This window comes from Streptomyces lydicamycinicus, assembly GCF_000829715.2.
GTDB lineage: Bacteria > Actinomycetota > Actinomycetes > Streptomycetales > Streptomycetaceae > Streptomyces > Streptomyces lydicamycinicus.
The window spans coordinates 883,668-900,928 of record NZ_BBNO01000004.1 but is presented as its reverse complement, the minus strand read 5'-3'; the positions used below and the strand labels follow the sequence as shown (position 1 = coordinate 900,928).

At 70.9% G+C, this 17,261-nt stretch carries 16 protein-coding genes; 12 read left to right on the top strand and 4 right to left on the bottom strand.

The window, feature by feature from the left end:
• Positions 1 to 139: 139 nt before the first annotated feature.
• The 6 genes from TU31_RS17125 (at position 140) to TU31_RS17100 (ending at position 6,880) form a co-directional block, all read left to right on the top strand.
• Positions 140 to 967, top strand: a complete 828-nt coding sequence (locus TU31_RS17125; protein WP_042155198.1) for an FAD binding domain-containing protein — start codon at positions 140 to 142, stop codon at positions 965 to 967.
• Complete coding sequence (locus tag TU31_RS17120; RefSeq protein WP_042155196.1) at positions 964 to 3,690, top strand: molybdopterin-dependent oxidoreductase; 2,727 nt, start codon at positions 964 to 966, stop codon at positions 3,688 to 3,690. Before TU31_RS17125 ends, TU31_RS17120 begins: the two co-directional genes overlap by 4 nt.
• Complete coding sequence (locus TU31_RS17115; protein WP_042155195.1) at positions 3,687 to 4,658, top strand: antibiotic biosynthesis monooxygenase; 972 nt, start codon at positions 3,687 to 3,689, stop codon at positions 4,656 to 4,658. Before TU31_RS17120 ends, TU31_RS17115 begins: the two co-directional genes overlap by 4 nt.
• A gap of 67 nt (positions 4,659 to 4,725) precedes the next feature.
• The gene (locus tag TU31_RS17110) at positions 4,726 to 5,049 is read left to right on the top strand and encodes a hypothetical protein (RefSeq protein ID WP_052718969.1); all 324 of its coding nucleotides are present in this window, start codon (positions 4,726 to 4,728) and stop codon (positions 5,047 to 5,049) included.
• 9 nt (positions 5,050 to 5,058) lie between these two features.
• Complete coding sequence (locus TU31_RS17105) at positions 5,059 to 5,352, top strand: ribosomal protein L7/L12 (protein ID WP_042155190.1); 294 nt, start codon at positions 5,059 to 5,061, stop codon at positions 5,350 to 5,352.
• Between the two features lie 82 nt (positions 5,353 to 5,434).
• Positions 5,435 to 6,880 (top strand): dihydrolipoyl dehydrogenase family protein, encoded by a 1,446-nt coding sequence (locus tag TU31_RS17100; protein WP_042155188.1) that lies wholly within the window; start codon positions 5,435 to 5,437, stop codon positions 6,878 to 6,880.
• A 117-nt stretch (positions 6,881 to 6,997) separates the two neighbouring features.
• Here the strand turns inward: TU31_RS17100 and TU31_RS17095 are convergent, their stop codons facing one another.
• A complete protein-coding gene (locus tag TU31_RS17095) occupies positions 6,998 to 7,474 on the bottom strand; it encodes an SsgA family sporulation/cell division regulator (protein WP_042155187.1) in 477 nt (158 codons plus the stop codon).
• A 237-nt stretch (positions 7,475 to 7,711) separates the two neighbouring features.
• Between TU31_RS17095 and TU31_RS17090 the strand changes: the two genes are divergently transcribed.
• Both TU31_RS17090 and TU31_RS39780 read left to right on the top strand, forming a co-directional pair.
• Complete coding sequence (locus tag TU31_RS17090) at positions 7,712 to 9,289, top strand: RDD family protein (protein WP_042155184.1); 1,578 nt, start codon at positions 7,712 to 7,714, stop codon at positions 9,287 to 9,289.
• 90 nt (positions 9,290 to 9,379) lie between these two features.
• The gene (locus TU31_RS39780; RefSeq protein ID WP_042155182.1) at positions 9,380 to 10,225 is read left to right on the top strand and encodes an RDD family protein; all 846 of its coding nucleotides are present in this window, start codon (positions 9,380 to 9,382) and stop codon (positions 10,223 to 10,225) included.
• Here the strand turns inward: TU31_RS39780 and TU31_RS17080 are convergent.
• Entirely contained in the window at positions 10,217 to 10,555 is a 339-nt protein-coding gene (locus tag TU31_RS17080) for a hypothetical protein (RefSeq protein ID WP_042155181.1), read from the bottom strand. The genes TU31_RS39780 and TU31_RS17080 overlap by 9 nt on opposite strands.
• Before the next feature lie 396 nt (positions 10,556 to 10,951).
• Here TU31_RS17080 and TU31_RS17075 point away from each other — a divergent pair, with 396 nt between their 5' ends.
• Positions 10,952 to 13,342 carry an immune inhibitor A domain-containing protein gene (locus TU31_RS17075; protein ID WP_042155179.1) on the top strand — a complete coding sequence of 797 codons (2,391 nt, stop codon included), beginning with the start codon at positions 10,952 to 10,954 and terminating at the stop codon, positions 13,340 to 13,342.
• 122 nt (positions 13,343 to 13,464) lie between these two features.
• Positions 13,465 to 13,851: a hypothetical protein gene (locus tag TU31_RS17070; protein ID WP_370682742.1), complete on the top strand. Its 387-nt coding sequence runs from the start codon at positions 13,465 to 13,467 to the stop codon at positions 13,849 to 13,851.
• 8 nt (positions 13,852 to 13,859) lie between these two features.
• Here TU31_RS17070 and TU31_RS17065 read toward each other — a convergent pair whose 3' ends face one another.
• Together TU31_RS17065 and TU31_RS17060 are read right to left on the bottom strand one after the other, a co-directional pair.
• On the bottom strand, positions 13,860 to 14,456 hold the full coding sequence (locus TU31_RS17065; protein WP_042155176.1) for an isochorismatase family protein: 597 nt from the start codon (positions 14,454 to 14,456) through the stop codon (positions 13,860 to 13,862).
• Between the two features lie 172 nt (positions 14,457 to 14,628).
• Positions 14,629 to 15,957, bottom strand: coding sequence for a nicotinate phosphoribosyltransferase (locus tag TU31_RS17060; RefSeq protein ID WP_042155174.1), 1,329 nt, complete (start codon positions 15,955 to 15,957; stop codon positions 14,629 to 14,631).
• A 208-nt stretch (positions 15,958 to 16,165) separates the two neighbouring features.
• Between TU31_RS17060 and clpS the strand changes: the two genes are divergently transcribed.
• Both clpS and TU31_RS17050 read left to right on the top strand, forming a co-directional pair.
• The gene (gene clpS / locus TU31_RS17055; protein ID WP_018091297.1) at positions 16,166 to 16,519 is read left to right on the top strand and encodes an ATP-dependent Clp protease adapter ClpS; all 354 of its coding nucleotides are present in this window, start codon (positions 16,166 to 16,168) and stop codon (positions 16,517 to 16,519) included.
• Positions 16,516 to 17,109 carry a DUF2017 domain-containing protein gene (locus tag TU31_RS17050; RefSeq protein WP_042155169.1) on the top strand — a complete coding sequence of 198 codons (594 nt, stop codon included), beginning with the start codon at positions 16,516 to 16,518 and terminating at the stop codon, positions 17,107 to 17,109. The genes clpS and TU31_RS17050 overlap by 4 nt, the downstream gene beginning before the upstream one ends.
• Positions 17,110 to 17,261 lie beyond the last annotated feature (152 nt).

The following is a 17,261-nucleotide window of genomic DNA, read 5'->3' as shown; positions in this document are numbered from 1 at the left end:
CCTTCTGCCTATCCTGAACAAGAATTGCCGCGCCCGCCGGTCCTTATCGTGAGAAGCCCGACCGCAGCGGCCGGTACGGGATTCCGCCGCTCGATGGTGCCCGCGCGCACGATTTTCGTCGTGAGGGAGAGCAATTCCCATGGACCTCCACACCATCACCGAAGTCGTCCGGCGACCGGCCGCCCGGCCGGGCGCGGACTGGCACCCGGGCGATGCCTGGCTCGCCGGCGGCACCTGGCTGTACTCAGTGGAGCAGCCGGACCTGCACCGCCTGATCGACCTGACGGCGCTGCCCTGGGACCCCCTCGTCCCGAGCGAGGCGGGGCTCGGCATCGGCGCGACCTGCACCATCAGCGAGCTGTATGCCTGTGCCCTGCCGGCGGAGTGGATCGCGGCCCCTCTTTTCGCCAAGAGCTGTGAGGCGTTCCTGTCCTCGTTCAAGGTCTGGAGCGCGGCCACCGTCGGCGGCAATATCTGTATGTCCTTGCCGGCCGGCCCCATGATCACGCTGACGGTCGCACTGGAGGCGCGGTACGAAATCTGGGCCGCCGACGGGTCCGCCCGCACCGTCGACGCCCTCTCCTTCGTGACCGGCGACAACGAGAACATTCTGGCCCCCGGGGAAATCCTGCGGCGCATCGACATTCCCGCGCACGCCCTGCGGAAACGCACCGCGCACCGCCGCTTCTCGCTGACCCGCCTCGGCCGTTCGACGGTCTTCCTCATCGGTACGCAAACGCCGGGCACGCGCGATCTGCTGCTCACCGTCACCGCCGGCACCACCCGGCCCCTACGCATCGGATTCGACACCCTGCCCGATGACCGGACGCTGCGGCAGCGCCTCGATGACCTCCCGTCCGATATCTGGTTCGACGATCCCAACGGGACGCCCGGGCACCGCCGTCACCTGACACAGCATTTCGCCGAGGAAATCCGTCGCGAACTCATGGCTGGGGGCCCGGGATGACTTACCGCGTGAACGGCAAGAGCTTCGACGAGGAACCGGATCCCGGTCAGTGCCTGCGTACCTTTCTCCGCGCACTGGGCCACTTCGGCGTCAAAAAGGGGTGTGACGCGGGCGATTGCGGCGCCTGCACGGTATGGCTGGACGGGGCTCCCGTACACAGCTGCATCACCCCCGCCTTCCGCGCGGACGGCCGTGAGGTGACGACGATCGAAGGGCTCGGTGCACCCGGCAATCTGCATCCGGTGCAGCGGCAGTTCCGCGATGCCCCGGGATTCCAGTGCGGTTTCTGTACCGCGGGAATGATCATGACATCGGCCACGTTCACCGAGGCGCAGAAAGCGGACCTGCCGCGGGCGTTGAAAGGCAACCTCTGCCGCTGCACCGGCTACCGGGGGATCGAGGACGCGGTGAAGGGCGTCGTCGGCGTGGCGAAGGCCGCACCGGGAAAGGCCGTCGGAACGAGCGTCAGTGCGCCCGCGGCCGAGGACGTGGTCACCGGCCGCGCCCCCTTCACGATGGACACCCAGATCGACGGCATGCTGCACCTCAAGGTGCTGCACTCGCCCCACGCACACGCCCGCATCGTCTCGATCGACAAGACCGCCGCACTCGCGGTGCCCGGCGTGCACCGCGTCTACACCTGGGAAGACGTGCCGCCCAGACGCTTCACCACGGCGATCCACACCGACCATCTGGTGGATCCGGACGACACCTACCTCCTCGACCGCACGGTCCGCTTCGTCGGCCAGCGCGTGGTCGCGGTCCTGGCCGACACCGTCGGGGCGGCGGAGGAGGGCTGCCGCCGGGTCGCCGTGGAGTACGAGGTGCTGCCCGCGGTGTTCGACGCCGAAGAGGCCATGGCCGACGGGGCGCCACAACTGCACGAGGCGGTCGATCCGTTCGTCCTGGACCCCGTCCACAACACCCTGGTCGAGATCCATGCACAGATCGGCGATATCGACGCGGGATTCGCCGAGGCGGACGTGATTCACGAGGGCACGTACTTCTCCCCGCGTGTGCAGCACGCACATCTGGAGACCCATGGCTCGATCGCCTGGATGGAGAACGGCCGGCTGAACGTCCGCACCAGTTCGCAGTCACCGTCGATCGCGAAGGTCAAACTGGCCCATCTGTTCGCGCTGCGCCCGGACCAGCTCCGGGTGTTCTGCGCACGCGTCGGCGGCGGATTCGGCGGCAAACAGGAAGTGATCTCGGAGGATCTGGCCGCGCTCGCCACCCTCGACACCGGGCGGCCGGTCTGCTTCGAATACACCCGGGAAGAGGAATTCACCACCGCCTCGCCACGGCATCCGATGACGCTGACGGTCAAGCTCGGCGCGACGGCGAGCGGAAGGCTCACGGCGCTCCAGGTCCGCAATGTCTCGAACACCGGCGCTTATGGCAACCACGCCGGCGAAACGCTGTACGCGGGCGGCGCCGCCGTCATGATCTACCGCTGCCCCAACAAGAAGTACGATGCGTTCTCCGTCTATACCAACACCGTGCCGAGCGGCGCCCTGCGCGGTTACGGGATGACCCAGCCGGCCTTCGCCGTGGAATCCGCGATGGATGAACTCGCCCTGGCCCTGCACATGGATCCGCTCGAACTGCGCCGCCGCAATATCGTGCGGCCCGGCGATCCGCTCCTTTCCATGGACGAGGGCCCCGACGACGTGGTGTTCACCGAGGACGGACTCGCCACCTGCATCGACCTGGTGGATGAGGCGATGGCCCGCAACGCCGGGGAGCCGCCCCCCGGCCCCGGGTGGCTCGTCGGGAACGGCGTCGCGAGCTCCGTGCACGAGACCGCGCCGCCGACCGAACACCTTTCGGAAGCCTGGATCACGCTCGGCGACGATCTCGTGTACGAACTCGCCGTCGGCACCGTCGAATTCGGTGAGGGCACCTCGACCGCACATGTCCAGATCGCGGCCCACCAGCTGGGCACGACACCGTCGCGGATTCGCCTGGTGCAATCCGACACCGACCGTACGGGATTTGACACCGGCGCCTTCGCGAGTGCCGGCCTCTTCGTGGCGGGCAACGCGGTACTCCGCGCGGCCGATGCCGTCCGGGACCGCATCCTGGAATTCGCCGCCGCCCACACCGGCGTCCATGTCGTGATGTGCTCGATGGATGACGAGAGTGTCGTCTGCGGTGACCGGCGGGTGCCGCTGGCGGAACTCGTCGCCACGGCCCGGGCGCGCGGCATCCGCTTCTCCGCCGCCCGTAAGGCCTATGGCTCACCCCGCAGCGTCACCTCCAATGCGCAGGGATTCCGTATCGCCGTCCATCCGGTGACGGGCGAGATCCGCATCCTTTACAGCGTCCAGGCGACCGATGCCGCCGTCATCATCAACCCCGCGCAGGTCCGGGGACAGGTGGAAGGCGGCGTCGCACAGGGAATCGGCTTCGCCCTGACCGAGCATCACCATGTCGACGCGAACGGCGTCATGGTCAACCCGAACTTCCGCAATTACCGCATCCCCACCTACGCCGATATTCCCCGCACGGAGGTGCTGTTGGTGGACTCGTCGGATTCCGTCGGACCCCTGCGGTCGAAGGGGATCGCGGAATGCTGTATCAATCCGGTGGCTCCCGCGCTCGCGAACGCGCTCCACGACGCCACGGGCGTCCGCTGCCGCGCACTGCCGCTGACCCCGGAACGGATCTACCGGCAGCTCAGCGAAAGCCGCCCGGTGACGACGGGATTGCGCGCATGACCACCGAAAAGCCGGCCGGCACCGAGGCGACGGTCATCATCGGCCAGAAGGTCCGCGCCGGACTGGAGCGGGAATTCGAGGCGTGGCAGCAGGACGTCAACGCCGCTGCCGCCGGTTACGCGGGATTCCTCGGCGCCGAGATCTCCCGGCCGACCTCCCTGCAACCCGACTGGGTGGTGGTCTACCGGTTCGACTCGATCGCCCATCTGCAAGCGTGGATCAACAGCGCCACCCGGCAGCGCTTCCTCGACCGCGGCCGGCAATACCTCGACGGCCCCGCGACCCAGCAGGTCGTCAGCGGCGGCACCCAGACACCGGACCCGCTGGTGACCGTCGTCGTCACCCACCGCGTCCACCCGGACCATGTCGAGGCCTTTCTCGCCTGGCAGCGCCGGATGGACGAGGAGGAGAGCACCTTCGAGGGCTTCCGCGGAACCGAGCTGTTCCGTCCGATCGAGGGCCTTCAGGACGAATGGACCACGCTCTACCGCTTCGACAGCGCCGAGCACCTCGACGCCTGGCTGACCTCGGACAAGCGGAAGGAAGTCCTCGCGGAAGGCGAGAAGTTCCACGACTTCCGCATGCGCACCATCGACAACTCCTTCGGCAGCTGGTTCGCCTTCGAGGAGAACGGCAGGGAGGCGCCGCCGCCCTCGGAGACCAAAACCTCCGTCGCGGTCTGGGTCGGCCTCTACCCGACCGTGGTGCTGCTGACGCTCGCCCTGTCACCGGCGCACCTGCCGCTCTGGCTGAACCTGCTCATCGGCAACCTGCTGTCGAGCTTCATCATGAGCTTCCTGACCATGCCCTTCTATGTGAACCCGCTGCTCAGGCGGTGGCTGCGGCCTCGCCCGGACGCACCGCCGGCGCGGACGAACCTCGTCGGACTCGGCCTCGTCGCCGCGGTGATGGTGTTCTGGGCCGCGGTCTTCTTCCTCGTCACCACCCAGATCTGGCATCTGCCCTGACCAAGCGCCCCCGCCCGGACCGTGACCCGGATGTACACGGCAGGGGCAGGGACGGTTGACTGCCCCCATGACGATCAACGATCCGCACAGACCCGGCGAGGGAATGGTCACCTTCCGGGTGACCGGCCAGGGCGTCGACGACATCACCTACGCCGTCCAGGCACCCGGGGACTCCGGCAGTGAAGAGCAGGTGACCCGGCCGGAGTTGCCGTGGTTCGTGGTGACCGACGCGCGCGGGGTGGGCGCCATGCCGATGCTCACCCTCACCCTCGACGGGCCGGACGCCTATGCCGAGTGCGAGATCCTCACGGACGGCGCACCGGCCGTCCGCGGCACCGTGCACGGCCCGGCCGCGACTGCCGTGTTCATGGCACGTGCCGCCGCCTCATAGAGTGCCGCCATGGATTCCGTTCTCCCCGTAGTCATCGCCCTTCTGGCGCTCGCCGCCGTCATGTTGATCTCGGCCACCGACCGCCGCGCCAGGACGCTGGAGCGCCGGCTCCACCGGCTGGAGAACAAGGTCGACCTGCTGCTGGCGCACGCCGGCATCGAGGAGCCGCAGCCCGCCCGGATGGCCGAGATCGACCAGCTGCTGTCGCAGGGCAAGAAGATCCAGGCGATCAAGGTGCACCGCGAGGTCACCGGCTCCGGACTCGCCGAGGCCAAGGAAGCGGTCGAACGCCGGATGCGCTGACGGCCCGTTGGGCTGAGGATGGCCAGAAGGACCCGCCGGGCCCCAGCGGGCCACCTCATGCCCACGCAGGAAGCGAGAGCCGATGGCAGCGACCGAAGCCACCAAAGCCGCTGATGAGGCGTATGACGTCATTGTGCTGGGAGCGGGGCCGACCGGCGAGAACCTCGCCGACCGGGCCCACGCCGCCGGGCTGAGCGCGGTGATCGTGGAGAGCGAGCTGGTCGGCGGCGAATGCTCCTACTGGGCGTGTATGCCCAGCAAGGCCCTGCTGCGCCCGGTCACCGCCCGCTCCGAGGGCCGCCGGGTGCCCGGCCTCAAGGACGCCGTGGACGTCCCCCTGGACGCGCCCGCCGTACTCGCCCATCGCGACGCCATCACCTCCTACTGGAAGGACGACGGGCAGGTCCGCTGGCTGGACTCGGTCGGTATCGACCTGGTGCGCGGCCAGGGGCGCCTGGCCGGGCCCCGCAGAGTGGTCGTCAACGGCGGCCGGGTGCTCACCGCCCGGCACGCGGTCGCGATCTGCACCGGCAGCCGCGCGGTGCTGCCCCCCATCCCCGGGCTCGCCGAGGCCAGGCCCTGGACCAGCCGCGACGCCACCAGCGCCAAGAGCGTGCCGGGCCGGCTGGTGGTGGTCGGCGGCGGTGTCGTCGGCGTCGAGATGGCCACCGCCTGGCGGGCCCTGGGCGCCTCCGTGACGCTGCTGGTCCGCGGCGACGGGCTGCTGCCCCGGATGGAGCCGTTCGCCGGCCACCTCGTCGCGGAGTCGCTCGCCGAGGCCGGGGTCTTCCTGCGGACCGGCGTCGAGGTGCGCGAGGTACGCCGGGAAGCCCCGGGCGGCCCGGTCACCGTCCTCCTGGACTCCGGGGACGAGATCGTCGCCGATGAGCTCCTGATCGCCACCGGACGGGCCCCGCGCACCGAGGACATCGGCCTGGACACGGTCGGACTGCCGGACGGCTCCTGGCTGGACGTCGACGACAGCCTGCGGGTGAAGGGGGTCACCGGCGGCTGGCTCTACGGCGTCGGCGACGTCAACCACCGCGCCCTCCTCACCCACCAGGGCAAGTACCAGGCCCGGATCGCCGGCGCCGCGATCGCCGCGCGCGCCCGGGGCGTCCCGATCCTGGAGTCCGACCCCTGGGGCGCGCACGCCGCCACCGCGGACCTCCGCGCCGTCCCGCAGGTCGTCTTCAGCGACCCGGAGGCCGCCGCGGTGGGCCTGAGCGCGGCCGAGGCCGAGAAGGCCGGATACCGCACCCGGGTGGTCGACCAGGACCTGTCGGCCGTGGCCGGGGCGTCCTTGTACGCGGACAACTACCGCGGTCGGGCCCGGATGGTCGTCGACCTGGACCGGGAGGTGCTGCTCGGCGCCACCTTCGTCGGCTTCGGCGTCGGAGAGCTGCTGCACGCCGCGACGGTCGCGGTGGCCGGTGAGGTCCCCATCGAGCGGCTGTGGCACGCGGTGCCCTCCTACCCCACGATCAGCGAGGCGTGGCTGCGGCTGCTGGAGGCCTACCGGGGCTGAGGCACCGCCGGACCGTACGGCACCGGACGCCGTCCGCGCCCGGCGCCGCACCCCGCCCCGGCCCGGCTGCCGCCCCGTCAACCCCCGTCCCCCGGCGGCCCGTTCGTCCGCCACCCGTTACGCCCCCGGCTCCGGGGCCTCGTCCACGGGCCGGGGGCCGCCCGGCCGCAGCTCGTCCCCGGACGCCATCGCGAACAGCGTGCTCAGCCCTTTGTCGAGGCCCAGATGCCGCTGCTCGGACCCCGGCGGGACCACCCGCAGCGTGCGCTCCAGCCACGCCGAGACCGCCGCGGCCGGCGCCTCCAGCAGGGCCTGCCCGTCCGGCGAGTCCAGCGCTATGCAGACCAGGCTGCGGCCGGCCGGCTTCGTCGGCCACACCCGCACATCGCCGTCGCCGCACGGCCGGAAGACGCCCTCGACGAGGAGCTCACGGGCGAACGTCCAGCTGACGGGGGAGTCCGAACCGATGTGAAAGGTGACATGGACGGCGTACGGGTCATCCGTCCGGTACCTCAGCCGGGCCGGCACCGGAATGCTGCGCTCCGGCGACAGGACCAGGCCCAGCTCCAGCTCTCTTTCCACCACGGTGTGCATGGGGTCCGCCTCTCTTCGCTTCCTGCGGGCCCCCGATACCGGGCCCGCACGGAGAGAGAGCCGCCAACCGCCGAACCCTTACACGACTTCGTACAACTTTTTTCCCGCGCCTCTTCCAGGTGGTCGTCGGCGGGCACGGCCACCGCGGGAACCCGGGGTCTGATAGATGTGGACGCCGCGTTGCGGCAGACTGCACCCCACACCCACCAGGCCGAGTACAGATACGGGACTACGGATATGAGCGCTCCCACCTCAGGATCCGCCGGCGGCAGCCCCACGCCAGGCTTCTACCCGGACCCGTCCATCCCCGGCTACATCCGGTACTGGAACGGTGCCGCGTGGGTGCCGGGCACCAGCCGGCCCGCCCCCGCCGAGGGCGAGGCGATGCCCGCCCCACCGCCCGGTGCGGTCCCGTCGCCCTCCCCCGCCCCCGCCGTAGAGGAGACCGGCCCGGTCTTCTTCGACGAGGAGGAGGCGGCCGGCGGCTCCGCGGTGCCCGCCGTACGCCAGAGCGGTGAGGTCGCCGCCGCGAGCTGGGACGACCCGGCCCGGCTGCACGGCACCAGCCCCGAGCCGGCCGCCGCCTGGCAGGCCGATGCCTCCCGGCAGGCCGGCTTCGGCGGGGAGCCCGACCGCCGGGTCTCGTGGGGTTCGCCGGACCAGGCCCCTGCCGGTACGCCGTCGGGCGCCGCCTCCTGGGGCGCGGTGCCGCCGCAGCGCGAGGGACAGGGGGCCGACGCCCCGGCCGGCGAGGTGCCCGGCGCCGCCGCGCAGGGCCCGGGGGTCCCGTCCGACGGGACGGTCGCCATCCGCGCCGTGAACCCGGCCGCCCGCCGCGGCGGCAACTCCGGCGACCAGGGCACCACCGCGATCCGCGCGGTACGGCCCGAGGGCGGCAAGCCCGCCAAGGGCAACGAGACGATGGCGATCCGCGTCGCGGGCGGCGGCCGGGCCCCGTCCGCCGCACCCGATGACGCCTCCCCGCAGTCGCTGCCGGCCGGCGGCGACCGGCCGCAGAACCGCCCCGCCCCGCAGAGCCCGGCCCCGCAGATGCCGGCCCAGCAGAGCCCCGCGCCGCAGGCCCCGGCCCAGCAGAGCCCCGCGCCGCAGGCCCCGGCCCAGCCGAGCCCCGCGCCGCAGCGTCCCGCCCCGCAGAACGCCGTGGCCCCGCAGAACCCCGCCCCGCAGGCCCCGGTTCAGCAGCAGCCCGGCCGGCAGGCGGCCGCACCCGCCGCCGGTGTGCCCGCGCAGGGCGCCGACGCCGACGGGGTCATCCCCTGGAAGCCGCCGACCGCCGCCGACCCCTTCGCGGCCATGGCGCAGGCCGCGCAGGGCCACCCGGCCGGTCTCGGCCGCAGGTTCGCGGCCCGGCTGATCGACACGCTGGTGCTGGGCGCGCTCACCGCCGCGGTCGCCGTCCCGATGTGGGGCACGGTCACCGACCACCTCGACGCCAAGGTCGAGGCGGCCAAGCAGTCCGGCCGCCAGGTGACGGTCTATCTGGTCGACGGCACCACGACGCCGGTCTTCGCCACGATCCTCGCCGTCCTGCTGATCGGCGGTGCGCTCTACGAGGCGCTGCCGACCCTCAAGTGGGGCCGCACCCTGGGCAAGAAGCTGTGCGGCGTACGGGTCCTCGACATCGAGAGCCACGACACCCCGACCCTCGGCGCCGCGCTCAAGCGCTGGTTCCTCTACAGCGTGCTCGGCGTCCTCGTCATCGGCGTGCTGAACGTCGTCTGGTGTCTGTTCGACCGGCCGTGGCGCCAGTGCTGGCACGACAAGCTGGCCCGGACCTTCGTCGCCTCCGGCTGACCGCCGGCGCGGGGCGGGCCGCCCGGTAGCCGTTCCCCCGAACGGACCTCGCCGGATGCGGCGGGCCGCGAGATGGCGTCGACTCGGGCCATGAGTACCGACCAGCCCCGGCCCGGCCCCGGTGAGCCGCCGGAGAACGATCCGTTCCAGAAGCCGCAGGAGCCCCCGGCGGGCGGCGCCCCCCGCAACAGCGCGCCCCGGGAGAACGGCTCGCCCCGCAACAACGCGCCGCACGGCGGCGAGACGGGCGGCAGCGGTACGGGCGGTGAAGGCGGTGCGCAGCCACCCCCGGAGGGCACGCCGCCGCCCGGTGGCACCCCGCCGTCCTGGGGCACCCCGCCGCCCGGTGGCACCCCGCCGCCCGGTGCCGGCGGCCCGTACGCGGGCGGTCCGTACGGCGGTGGCCCGTATGCCGGGGATCCCTACGGCGGGCAGTACGGAGTGGCCGATCCGCTGGCCGGGATGCCGCCGCTGGCGAACCGCGGGCGCCGGCTCGTGGCGCGCATCATCGACGCGATCATCGTCGGGGTGCCGGTCTGGCTGATCATGACCCTGCTCGTCGGCGGGGTGGACTTCTTCACCACCGACAGTGACATGGCCGGCCGGCAGTCGACGGTCTCGGGCGTCACCTTGCTGGTGTATCTGATCTACGAGGGTCTGATGCTCAGCAGCCGCGGCCAGACCGTCGGCAAGATGGCGATGAAGATCCGGGTGGCGATGCTCGCGGACGGGTCGATCCCGCACGGCCAGCCGGGCTGGGTGCGGGCCGCGGTCTATTCGCTGCCGGAGATCGTGCCGTGCTGCGGCTTCATCTTCTGGCTGATCAACGTGCTGTGGTGTACCTGGGACAAGCCGTATCAGCAGTGTCTGCACGACAAGGCGGCGAAGACCGTGGTGGTGTCCACGGAGACGGGGCCGCCCACCGGCTCAGCGTGAGTGTTCGCCGATCCGGGCCTCACCGGCGCCGGCCGGCCGGGCGAGGCCGCTCCAGGCGGCGGACCGGGGGTGCTCGGACGGCGTGGGAACGGCCTCCAACGGGGCGGGCGCCGCGGGCGACCCGTTCCGTACGACATGCCGGCGGACCACCCGCGACACCCCGGGCATCGGCACCGTCATGGCGACCAGCAGCCCGAGCCCGAGCCCGGCGATGGCGATGACCGCGACCCCGATGCCGGTCTCCGTCTGGGAGAGCAGCAGCATCGCGAGGGTGGAGAAAAAGACGGTGGCCGAACCGTAGGCGAGCTGTGCGGCGGTCGGACGAGGCATGGCGGATCCGTCCTCGGAGGGTCGGCAGGGGGTGTCGGTCAGGGCGCGCCGGAAAAGGAGCCTACGGTCGTCAATGCCCGAGCGGAACGCCGGGTAAGCGTGACCTAACCCACGGTTCGGGGCACAGGGGGCGCACAACGCGATGGTGATTTCCCGGGCGGTCTGACGTCCTGGCTGCTGGGGGCGGGGGCGCATGCCCGGCGGGCATATACACCGGGCCCCTGCCCGGCGATTTCGCGCGCGACGGCATGCCGCCGCACGACGTCCGATAGCCGCAACTCGCGGACCGAGTAACGTACTTCGCTGACGTGCCCAAGTCAAGATCTGTCTTTTTCATCGTACTTCCGGTCGAATGCCCTCGAACAGTGACCGGTTCGATGGGGAGGACAGCGCCAAGTGAGAGACAGCAGACGGGTGTTCAGATCGGCCGCCCTGGCCACGGCAATCGCCGCGATCGGGGCGGCCGCTTTTTCTTCGGGGGTGGCGACGGCCGACGCGCAGGGACCGTCGCCGGTCGCCAAGCGTCATGACCCGGCTCCCGAGCGGGCCGTGAAGCACGACCTCAAGGGCCCGTTCAGCGCCCGGCAGGCGGCCCAGCGCAAGGAAGCGCTCCAGCAGGTCATCGCCGGCGACGCCAAGGCGACCGAGCGGAACGGCTCCCGGGTCGTCAAGCTCGGCAAGAGCAAGTATGTCGAGCTGGCCCGGCAGAAGACCGACAAGATCTTCACCGTCCTCGTGGACTTCGGCGACAAGGTCGACGACACCACGATGTTCGACCCGGACGGCGACGGCCCCAAGCCCCCGGTGAAGAAGTACGGCGGCGACCCCGGCCCGGCGCACAACCAGATAGCCGAGCCGGACCGTGCCAAGGACAACAGCACGGCCTGGCAGAAGGACTTCAACCGGAAGCACTTCCAGGACCTCTACTTCTCGCACGACAAGAAGAAGCAGTCGCTGGCCAAGTACTACGAGAAGCAGTCCTCGGGCCGCTACTCCGTCCAGGGCGAGGTCTCGGACTGGGTCAAGGTCGACTGGAACGAGGCCCGTTACGGGTCCAACTACTGCGGCCAGACCAACTGCTCCAGCGCCTGGGACCTGATCCGCGACGGCGTCAACCAGTGGGCCAAGAACCAGAAGGCGGCCGGCCGCACCGACGCGCAGATCAAGACCGATCTGGCCAAGTACGACCAGTGGGACCGCTACGACCACGACGGCGACGGCAACTTCAACGAGCCCGACGGGTACATCGACCACTTCCAGATCGTGCACGCCGGTGAGGACGAGTCCGCGGGCGGCGGCGTCCAGAAGACCAACGCCATCTGGGCGCACCGCTGGTACGCGTACGGCACCGACGCCGGCAAGACCGGCCCCGGCGCGAACAAGGCGGGCGGCACCCAGATCGGCGACACCGGCATCTGGGTCGGCGACTACACGATGCAGCCGGAGAACGGCGGACTCGGCGTCTTCGCCCACGAGTACGGTCACGACCTGGGCCTGCCGGACGAGTACGACACCTCCGGCACCGGTGAGTCCTCGGTGGACTTCTGGTCGCTGATGTCGGGCGGCTCCTGGCTCGGCACCGGCAAGGACTCCATCGGTGACCTGCCCGGCGACATGAGCGCCTGGGACAAGCTCCAGCTGGGCTGGCTCAACTACGGCAAGGCGAAGGCCGCGAAGAAGTCCACCCACAAGCTGGGCGTCGCCGAGTACAACACCAAGAACAAGCAGGCGGTGGTCGTCGAGCTGCCGGCCAAGGCGGTCAAGACCGACATCGTCCAGCCCGCGGAAGGCTCCAAGCAGTGGTGGGGCGGCAGGGGCGACGACCTGAAGAACACCCTGTCCCGGCCGGTGGACCTCACCGGTAAGGCCAAGGCGTCGCTGGCGCTCAAGGGCTGGTGGGACATCGAGAAGGACTACGACTACCTCTACGCCGAGGTCTCCACCGACGGCGGCGCCGACTGGACGGCCCTGGACGGCACCGCGAACGGCAAGGCCATCCCGCGCGACGGCAGCGACAAGCCGGCCCTGACCGGCACCGTCGCCGCCTACCAGGACCTCGCCTACCCGCTGGACGCCTACGCGGGCAAGAAGATCGACCTGCGCTTCCGCTACCAGACCGACGGCGGCACCAACGGCAAGGGCTTCGCGGCCGACGCCGTCAGCGTGACCGCCGACGGCAAGCCGCTGTTCAGCGACAACGCCGAGGGCGACGACAACGGCTGGACCAGCAAGGGCTTCTCGCGCATCGGTGCGTCCTTCACCAAGGACTACCCGCAGTACTACATCGCCGAGAACCGCCAGTACGTGTCGTACGACAAGACCCTCAAGGTCGGCCCGTACAACTTCGGCTGGACCACCGCCAAGCCGGGCTGGGTGGAGCACTTCCCGTACCAGAACGGTGTGCTGATCTGGCTGTGGGACACCTCGCAGGCGGACAACAACGTCGGCCTGCACCCGGGCCACGGGCAGATCCTCCCGGTCGACGCGCACCCCAAGGCCGAGCACTGGGCGGACGGCAAGCTGATGCGCAACCGCTTCCAGTCCTACGACTCGACCTTCACCCGCTTCCCGACCGACGCCCTCACGCTGCACCGTGACGGCAAGCAGGTGAAGATCGCCTCGAAGAAGGGCGTGACGCTCTTCGACGACCGGCACGGCGTCTACTACGACAAGGCGAACCCGACCGGTGGTGTGATCGTCCCTGACACCAACACCCGAATCAAGATCACCAAGGAGGCCCGGGACGGCTCCACGGTGACGCTGCGGATCGGCTCTGCCGGTAAGTAAAAGGTAAATCCGCAGGTCAGATGCTGTTCGGCCGTCGCCCACTAGCGGGCGGCGGCCGATTAGCGTTTAGATGCGTTCTACAGTTCCTTGTTGACGCGAAGTCTCACGGGGGAGATATGAAGATGTCCGGTGGTGGTTTCATCAGGCTTCCCGGCGGAAGCGTGGTGGTCGCCCTCTCGCTGCCCAGGCCGCCGCACGGCGCCCGGGCCGGCCTGTACGACTGCGGTTGCCGGGTCCGGGTCCTGGTCCATGCCGTGAACCGCCAGCGCGCCCTGACCAGGCTGCGCAACCTCGGTCTGCGGTCCGTCTACCTGCGCGGCAACACCGAGCCGCCCACGCCCGACGAGATCACGGCCGTGCTGCACCATCCCGACGGCCTGGTCTGGCGCGAGGCCCCGGACGACGACACCGAGTCCTGGCATCCCATACGGGCGCTGCTGCGGCCCCAGCCGGCCCGCCCGGCCGTGGAGACCGAGCCGGCCGAGGGGAACGAACGTCCGGCTGCCTGACGGGCCCCTCAGGCGCCGATGAGGACCGGTTTACCGGTCAGCTCGGCGCCCGCCGCGCGCAGCTCCGCCAGCGCCCGCTCGGTGCTGTGCGCGGCCACCCCGGCGGTCAGGTCCAGCAGGACATGGGTGCGCAGCCCGGCGCGGAGCGCGTCCAGGGCGGTGGCGCGGACACAGTGGTCGGTGGCGATACCGACCACATCGACCTCGCTGACGGAGTGCGCGTGCAGCCAGTCCGCGAGCGGGGTGCCGTTCTCGTCCGCGCCCTCGAAACCGCTGTACGCGGCGGTGTGGGCGCCCTTGTCGAAGACCGCGTCGATGGCGCCGGAGGCGAGCGCCGGGGCGAAATTGGGGTGGAATCCACTGCCCTCCGTGCCGGCCACACAGTGCACCGGCCAGGAGTGCTGGTAGTCCGGGGTGTCGGAGAAATGATCACCGGGGTCGATGTGGTGGTCCCGGGTGGCCACGACATAGCGGTAGCAGCTGCCGGCCGTCTGGCCCACCAGATCGGTGATGGCCGCCGCGACATCCGCACCTCCCGCCACCGCGAGGCTGCCGCCCTCGCAGAAGTCGTTCTGTACATCAACGACGATCAATGCCCGGTGCATGGTGCGTGCCTTCCGGCTGGGAATCGAGGAGGGGCGCGAGGGTGATGTGACCGAGGGTAGCCACTGGACGGGGATTGCGGGAGTGGGGCGGAGCCCGCCGGGACGACGGGCGCCGGGCGCGGCCCTCGGCGGCCACCGCCCGGCACCCCGCGCCCCCGTCGGCGGCGCCCGGTCAGACGTACTCGGTGGGCAGCACCGGCTCGCCGCGGGAGAGCTGGGTCGCCGACAGCGGCAGCGCGGCCCGGGCGGCGATGTGCCGGTCGCGGGCGGCGTCCAGCGGCTCGCGGGCCACCACCGTGCCGGCGCTCACCAGCGGCACCAGCAGCTGCCGGTCGGCCAGCTCGGCGGGGACCGGCCCGGTGCCGATGACCTCGGCCTCGGCGACGCCGTCCGCGTCCGGCCGGCGCGCGGCCCACTTGCGGCCGCCGAGCGAGGTCTTGGCGCCCATCGACTTCTTCGCGACCGGCCGCAGCGGCGCGCCGGGCTCCTCGCTGTCGGCGCGGGCGACCAGCTTGTAGACCATCGAGCAGGTCGGGTGCCCGCTGCCGGTCACCAGCTGGGTGCCGACGCCGTACGCGTCCACCGGGGCGGCGGCCAGCGAGGCGATGGCGTACTCGTCCAGATCGCTGGTGACCACGATCCTGGTCTTGGTGGCACCCAGCTCGTCCAGCTGCTGGCGCACCCGGTGGGCGATCAGCAGCAGATCGCCGGAGTCGATCCGGACGGCCCCGAGCTCCGGGCCCGCCACCTCCACCGCGGTGCGCACCGCCTCGGTGACGTCGAAGGTGTCCACGAGCAGGGTCGTCCCGCCGCCGAGGGTGTCGACCTGCGCGGTGAAGGCGTCCCGCTCGGTGTCGTGCAGCAGGGTGAAGGCGTGTGCGCTGGTGCCGACGGTGGGGATGTTGTAGCGGAAACCGGCCGCCAGGTCGGAGGTGGTGTGAAAGCCGCCGACGTAGGCGGCGCGGGACGCGGCCACCGCCGCCAGCTCATGGGTGCGGCGGGCGCCCATCTCCATCAGCGGGCGGTCGCCGGCCGCCACCGCCATCCGGGAGGCCGCCGCGGCCACCGCCGAGTCGTGGTTGAGGATCGAGAGGATCACCGTCTCCAGGAGGACCGCCTCGGCGAAGGTGCCCTCGACCCGCATGACGGGGGAGCCGGGGAAGTAGACCTCGCCCTCCGGGTAGCCCCAGATGTCGCCGCGGAACCGGAAGCCGGCCAGCCACTCCAGGGTCGGCTCGTCGAGGATGCCGCGCTCGCGCAGGAAGCCGAGGATGGTCTCGTCGAAGCGGAAGTTCTCCACCGCGTCCAGTACCCGGCCGGTGCCGCCCACCACGCCGTAGCGGCGGCCCTCGGGCAGCCGGCGGGTGAAGACCTCGAAGACCGACCGCCGGTCCGCGGTGCCGGACCGCAACGCGGCCTGAAGCATGGTGAGTTCGTACTGGTCGGTGAAGAGCGCAGTCGACGGCACGGCCACCGGCAGCCCCAGGTCTGCTGTGTTCATGAGGACGATGCTACCCCTGATACTCGTCACTCTGACGATAGTGCTCCGGGACGCACAAAAGACCGCCCGCGGCCGCCCCGCGCGGCTCAGGGGGTGTCGTGCGGATCGGGGCGGGCTCCGCCCTGATCCGCACGACAGGCCCTGGCCGACGCGGCCCGCGCGAGGGGCATTTGTGCGTCGTCCGCCCCCGGGTGGCAGCATGGGGCCTGTGAGCGCCCACCCGTCACCCACGACCACGCTCCGGCCGCATCGCTGCACGCTCAGTGTCCCGGTCGAGATCGAACGTCCCGAGTCGAGCGAGGCTCCCTTCGAGGTCCCCGAGCCCGACGTCCCGTGGGTCACGATCGTCCACAACGACCCCGTCAACCTCATGAGCTATGTCTCGTACGTCTTCCAGTCGTACTTCGGCTACTCCAAGGACAAGGCGCACCAGTTGATGCTCGACGTCCATCACAAGGGCCGCGCGGTGGTCTCCAGCGGCAGCCGCGAGGAAATGGAGCGCGACGTGCAGGCGATGCACGGCTACGGCCTGTGGGCGACCCTTCAGCAGGACCGCCGATGAGCGGGCACTTCGAGCCGCTGCCCGACGGCGGCGCCGCCGTCCCGCTCGACGAGGTCGAGATCTCCATCCTGCGCAGCCTCGCGGTCCAGCTGATGGAGCTGATCGGTCCGGGCGAGGAGGCCGGGGAGAGCGAGAGTGACGATCTGCTGGCGTCGGTCTTCAACGACGGTCCCAGCGAGCCGCCCGCCGACCCGGTCCTGGCCCGCCTCTTCCCCGACGCCTACGGCGGGCCCGACCTCGTCCCTGATGACGACGTCCGCGCCGCCGCCGCCGAATTCCGCCGCTACACCGAGAACGATCTGCGCTCCCGCAAGCGTGAGGACGCCCTCGCGCTGATCCGTGCGCTGGACACCCTCGCGCCCGAGGGCGGCAGTGCGGAGCTGCGGCTGAAGCCCGCCGAGTGCCGGCAGTGGCTGGGGGCCCTCAATGACCTCAGACTGGCCATCGGGACGCGGCTTGAAGTCACCGATGAGGAGGACGGCGGCGAGCTGCTGCGGCTGCCGGACAGTGACCCCCGCAAGCCGATGGTGATGGCGTATCTCTGGCTCGGCGGCCTTCAGGAGACGCTCGTCGAGTCACTGATGGGCTGAAATTCGGGCGTACCACCCCGGAAATTCACCGAGTGTTCGCTCAGCGGATGCTCAAATCCGGATAACGATCGCGTCACTGGCCCAGTGCGCCTTGCTGCCGTTTGTGCAACTTGTCCCAATTTCCTGATGGTTCGGTTCGCGCCACCTGTAGT

Bases quoted from the DNA above. Each gene is read 5' to 3' on its own strand.
- TU31_RS17070 (WP_370682742.1), top strand. From the start codon at position 13,465: ATGTCCGGTGGTGGTTTCATCAGGCTTCCCGGCGGAAGCGTGGTGGTC.
- TU31_RS17065 (WP_042155176.1), bottom strand. From the start codon at position 14,456: ATGCACCGGGCATTGATCGTCGTTGATGTACAGAACGACTTCTGCGAG.
- TU31_RS17125 (WP_042155198.1), top strand. From the start codon at position 140: ATGGACCTCCACACCATCACCGAAGTCGTCCGGCGACCGGCCGCCCGG.
- TU31_RS17115 (WP_042155195.1), top strand. From the start codon at position 3,687: ATGACCACCGAAAAGCCGGCCGGCACCGAGGCGACGGTCATCATCGGC.
- TU31_RS17120 (WP_042155196.1), top strand. From the start codon at position 964: ATGACTTACCGCGTGAACGGCAAGAGCTTCGACGAGGAACCGGATCCC.
- TU31_RS17110 (WP_052718969.1), top strand. From the start codon at position 4,726: ATGACGATCAACGATCCGCACAGACCCGGCGAGGGAATGGTCACCTTC.
- TU31_RS17105 (WP_042155190.1), top strand. From the start codon at position 5,059: ATGGATTCCGTTCTCCCCGTAGTCATCGCCCTTCTGGCGCTCGCCGCC.
- TU31_RS17095 (WP_042155187.1), bottom strand. From the start codon at position 7,474: ATGCACACCGTGGTGGAAAGAGAGCTGGAGCTGGGCCTGGTCCTGTCG.
- TU31_RS17060 (WP_042155174.1), bottom strand. From the start codon at position 15,957: ATGAACACAGCAGACCTGGGGCTGCCGGTGGCCGTGCCGTCGACTGCG.
- TU31_RS17090 (WP_042155184.1), top strand. From the start codon at position 7,712: ATGAGCGCTCCCACCTCAGGATCCGCCGGCGGCAGCCCCACGCCAGGC.
- TU31_RS17080 (WP_042155181.1), bottom strand. From the start codon at position 10,555: ATGCCTCGTCCGACCGCCGCACAGCTCGCCTACGGTTCGGCCACCGTC.
- TU31_RS39780 (WP_042155182.1), top strand. From the start codon at position 9,380: ATGAGTACCGACCAGCCCCGGCCCGGCCCCGGTGAGCCGCCGGAGAAC.
- TU31_RS17050 (WP_042155169.1), top strand. From the start codon at position 16,516: ATGAGCGGGCACTTCGAGCCGCTGCCCGACGGCGGCGCCGCCGTCCCG.
- TU31_RS17100 (WP_042155188.1), top strand. From the start codon at position 5,435: ATGGCAGCGACCGAAGCCACCAAAGCCGCTGATGAGGCGTATGACGTC.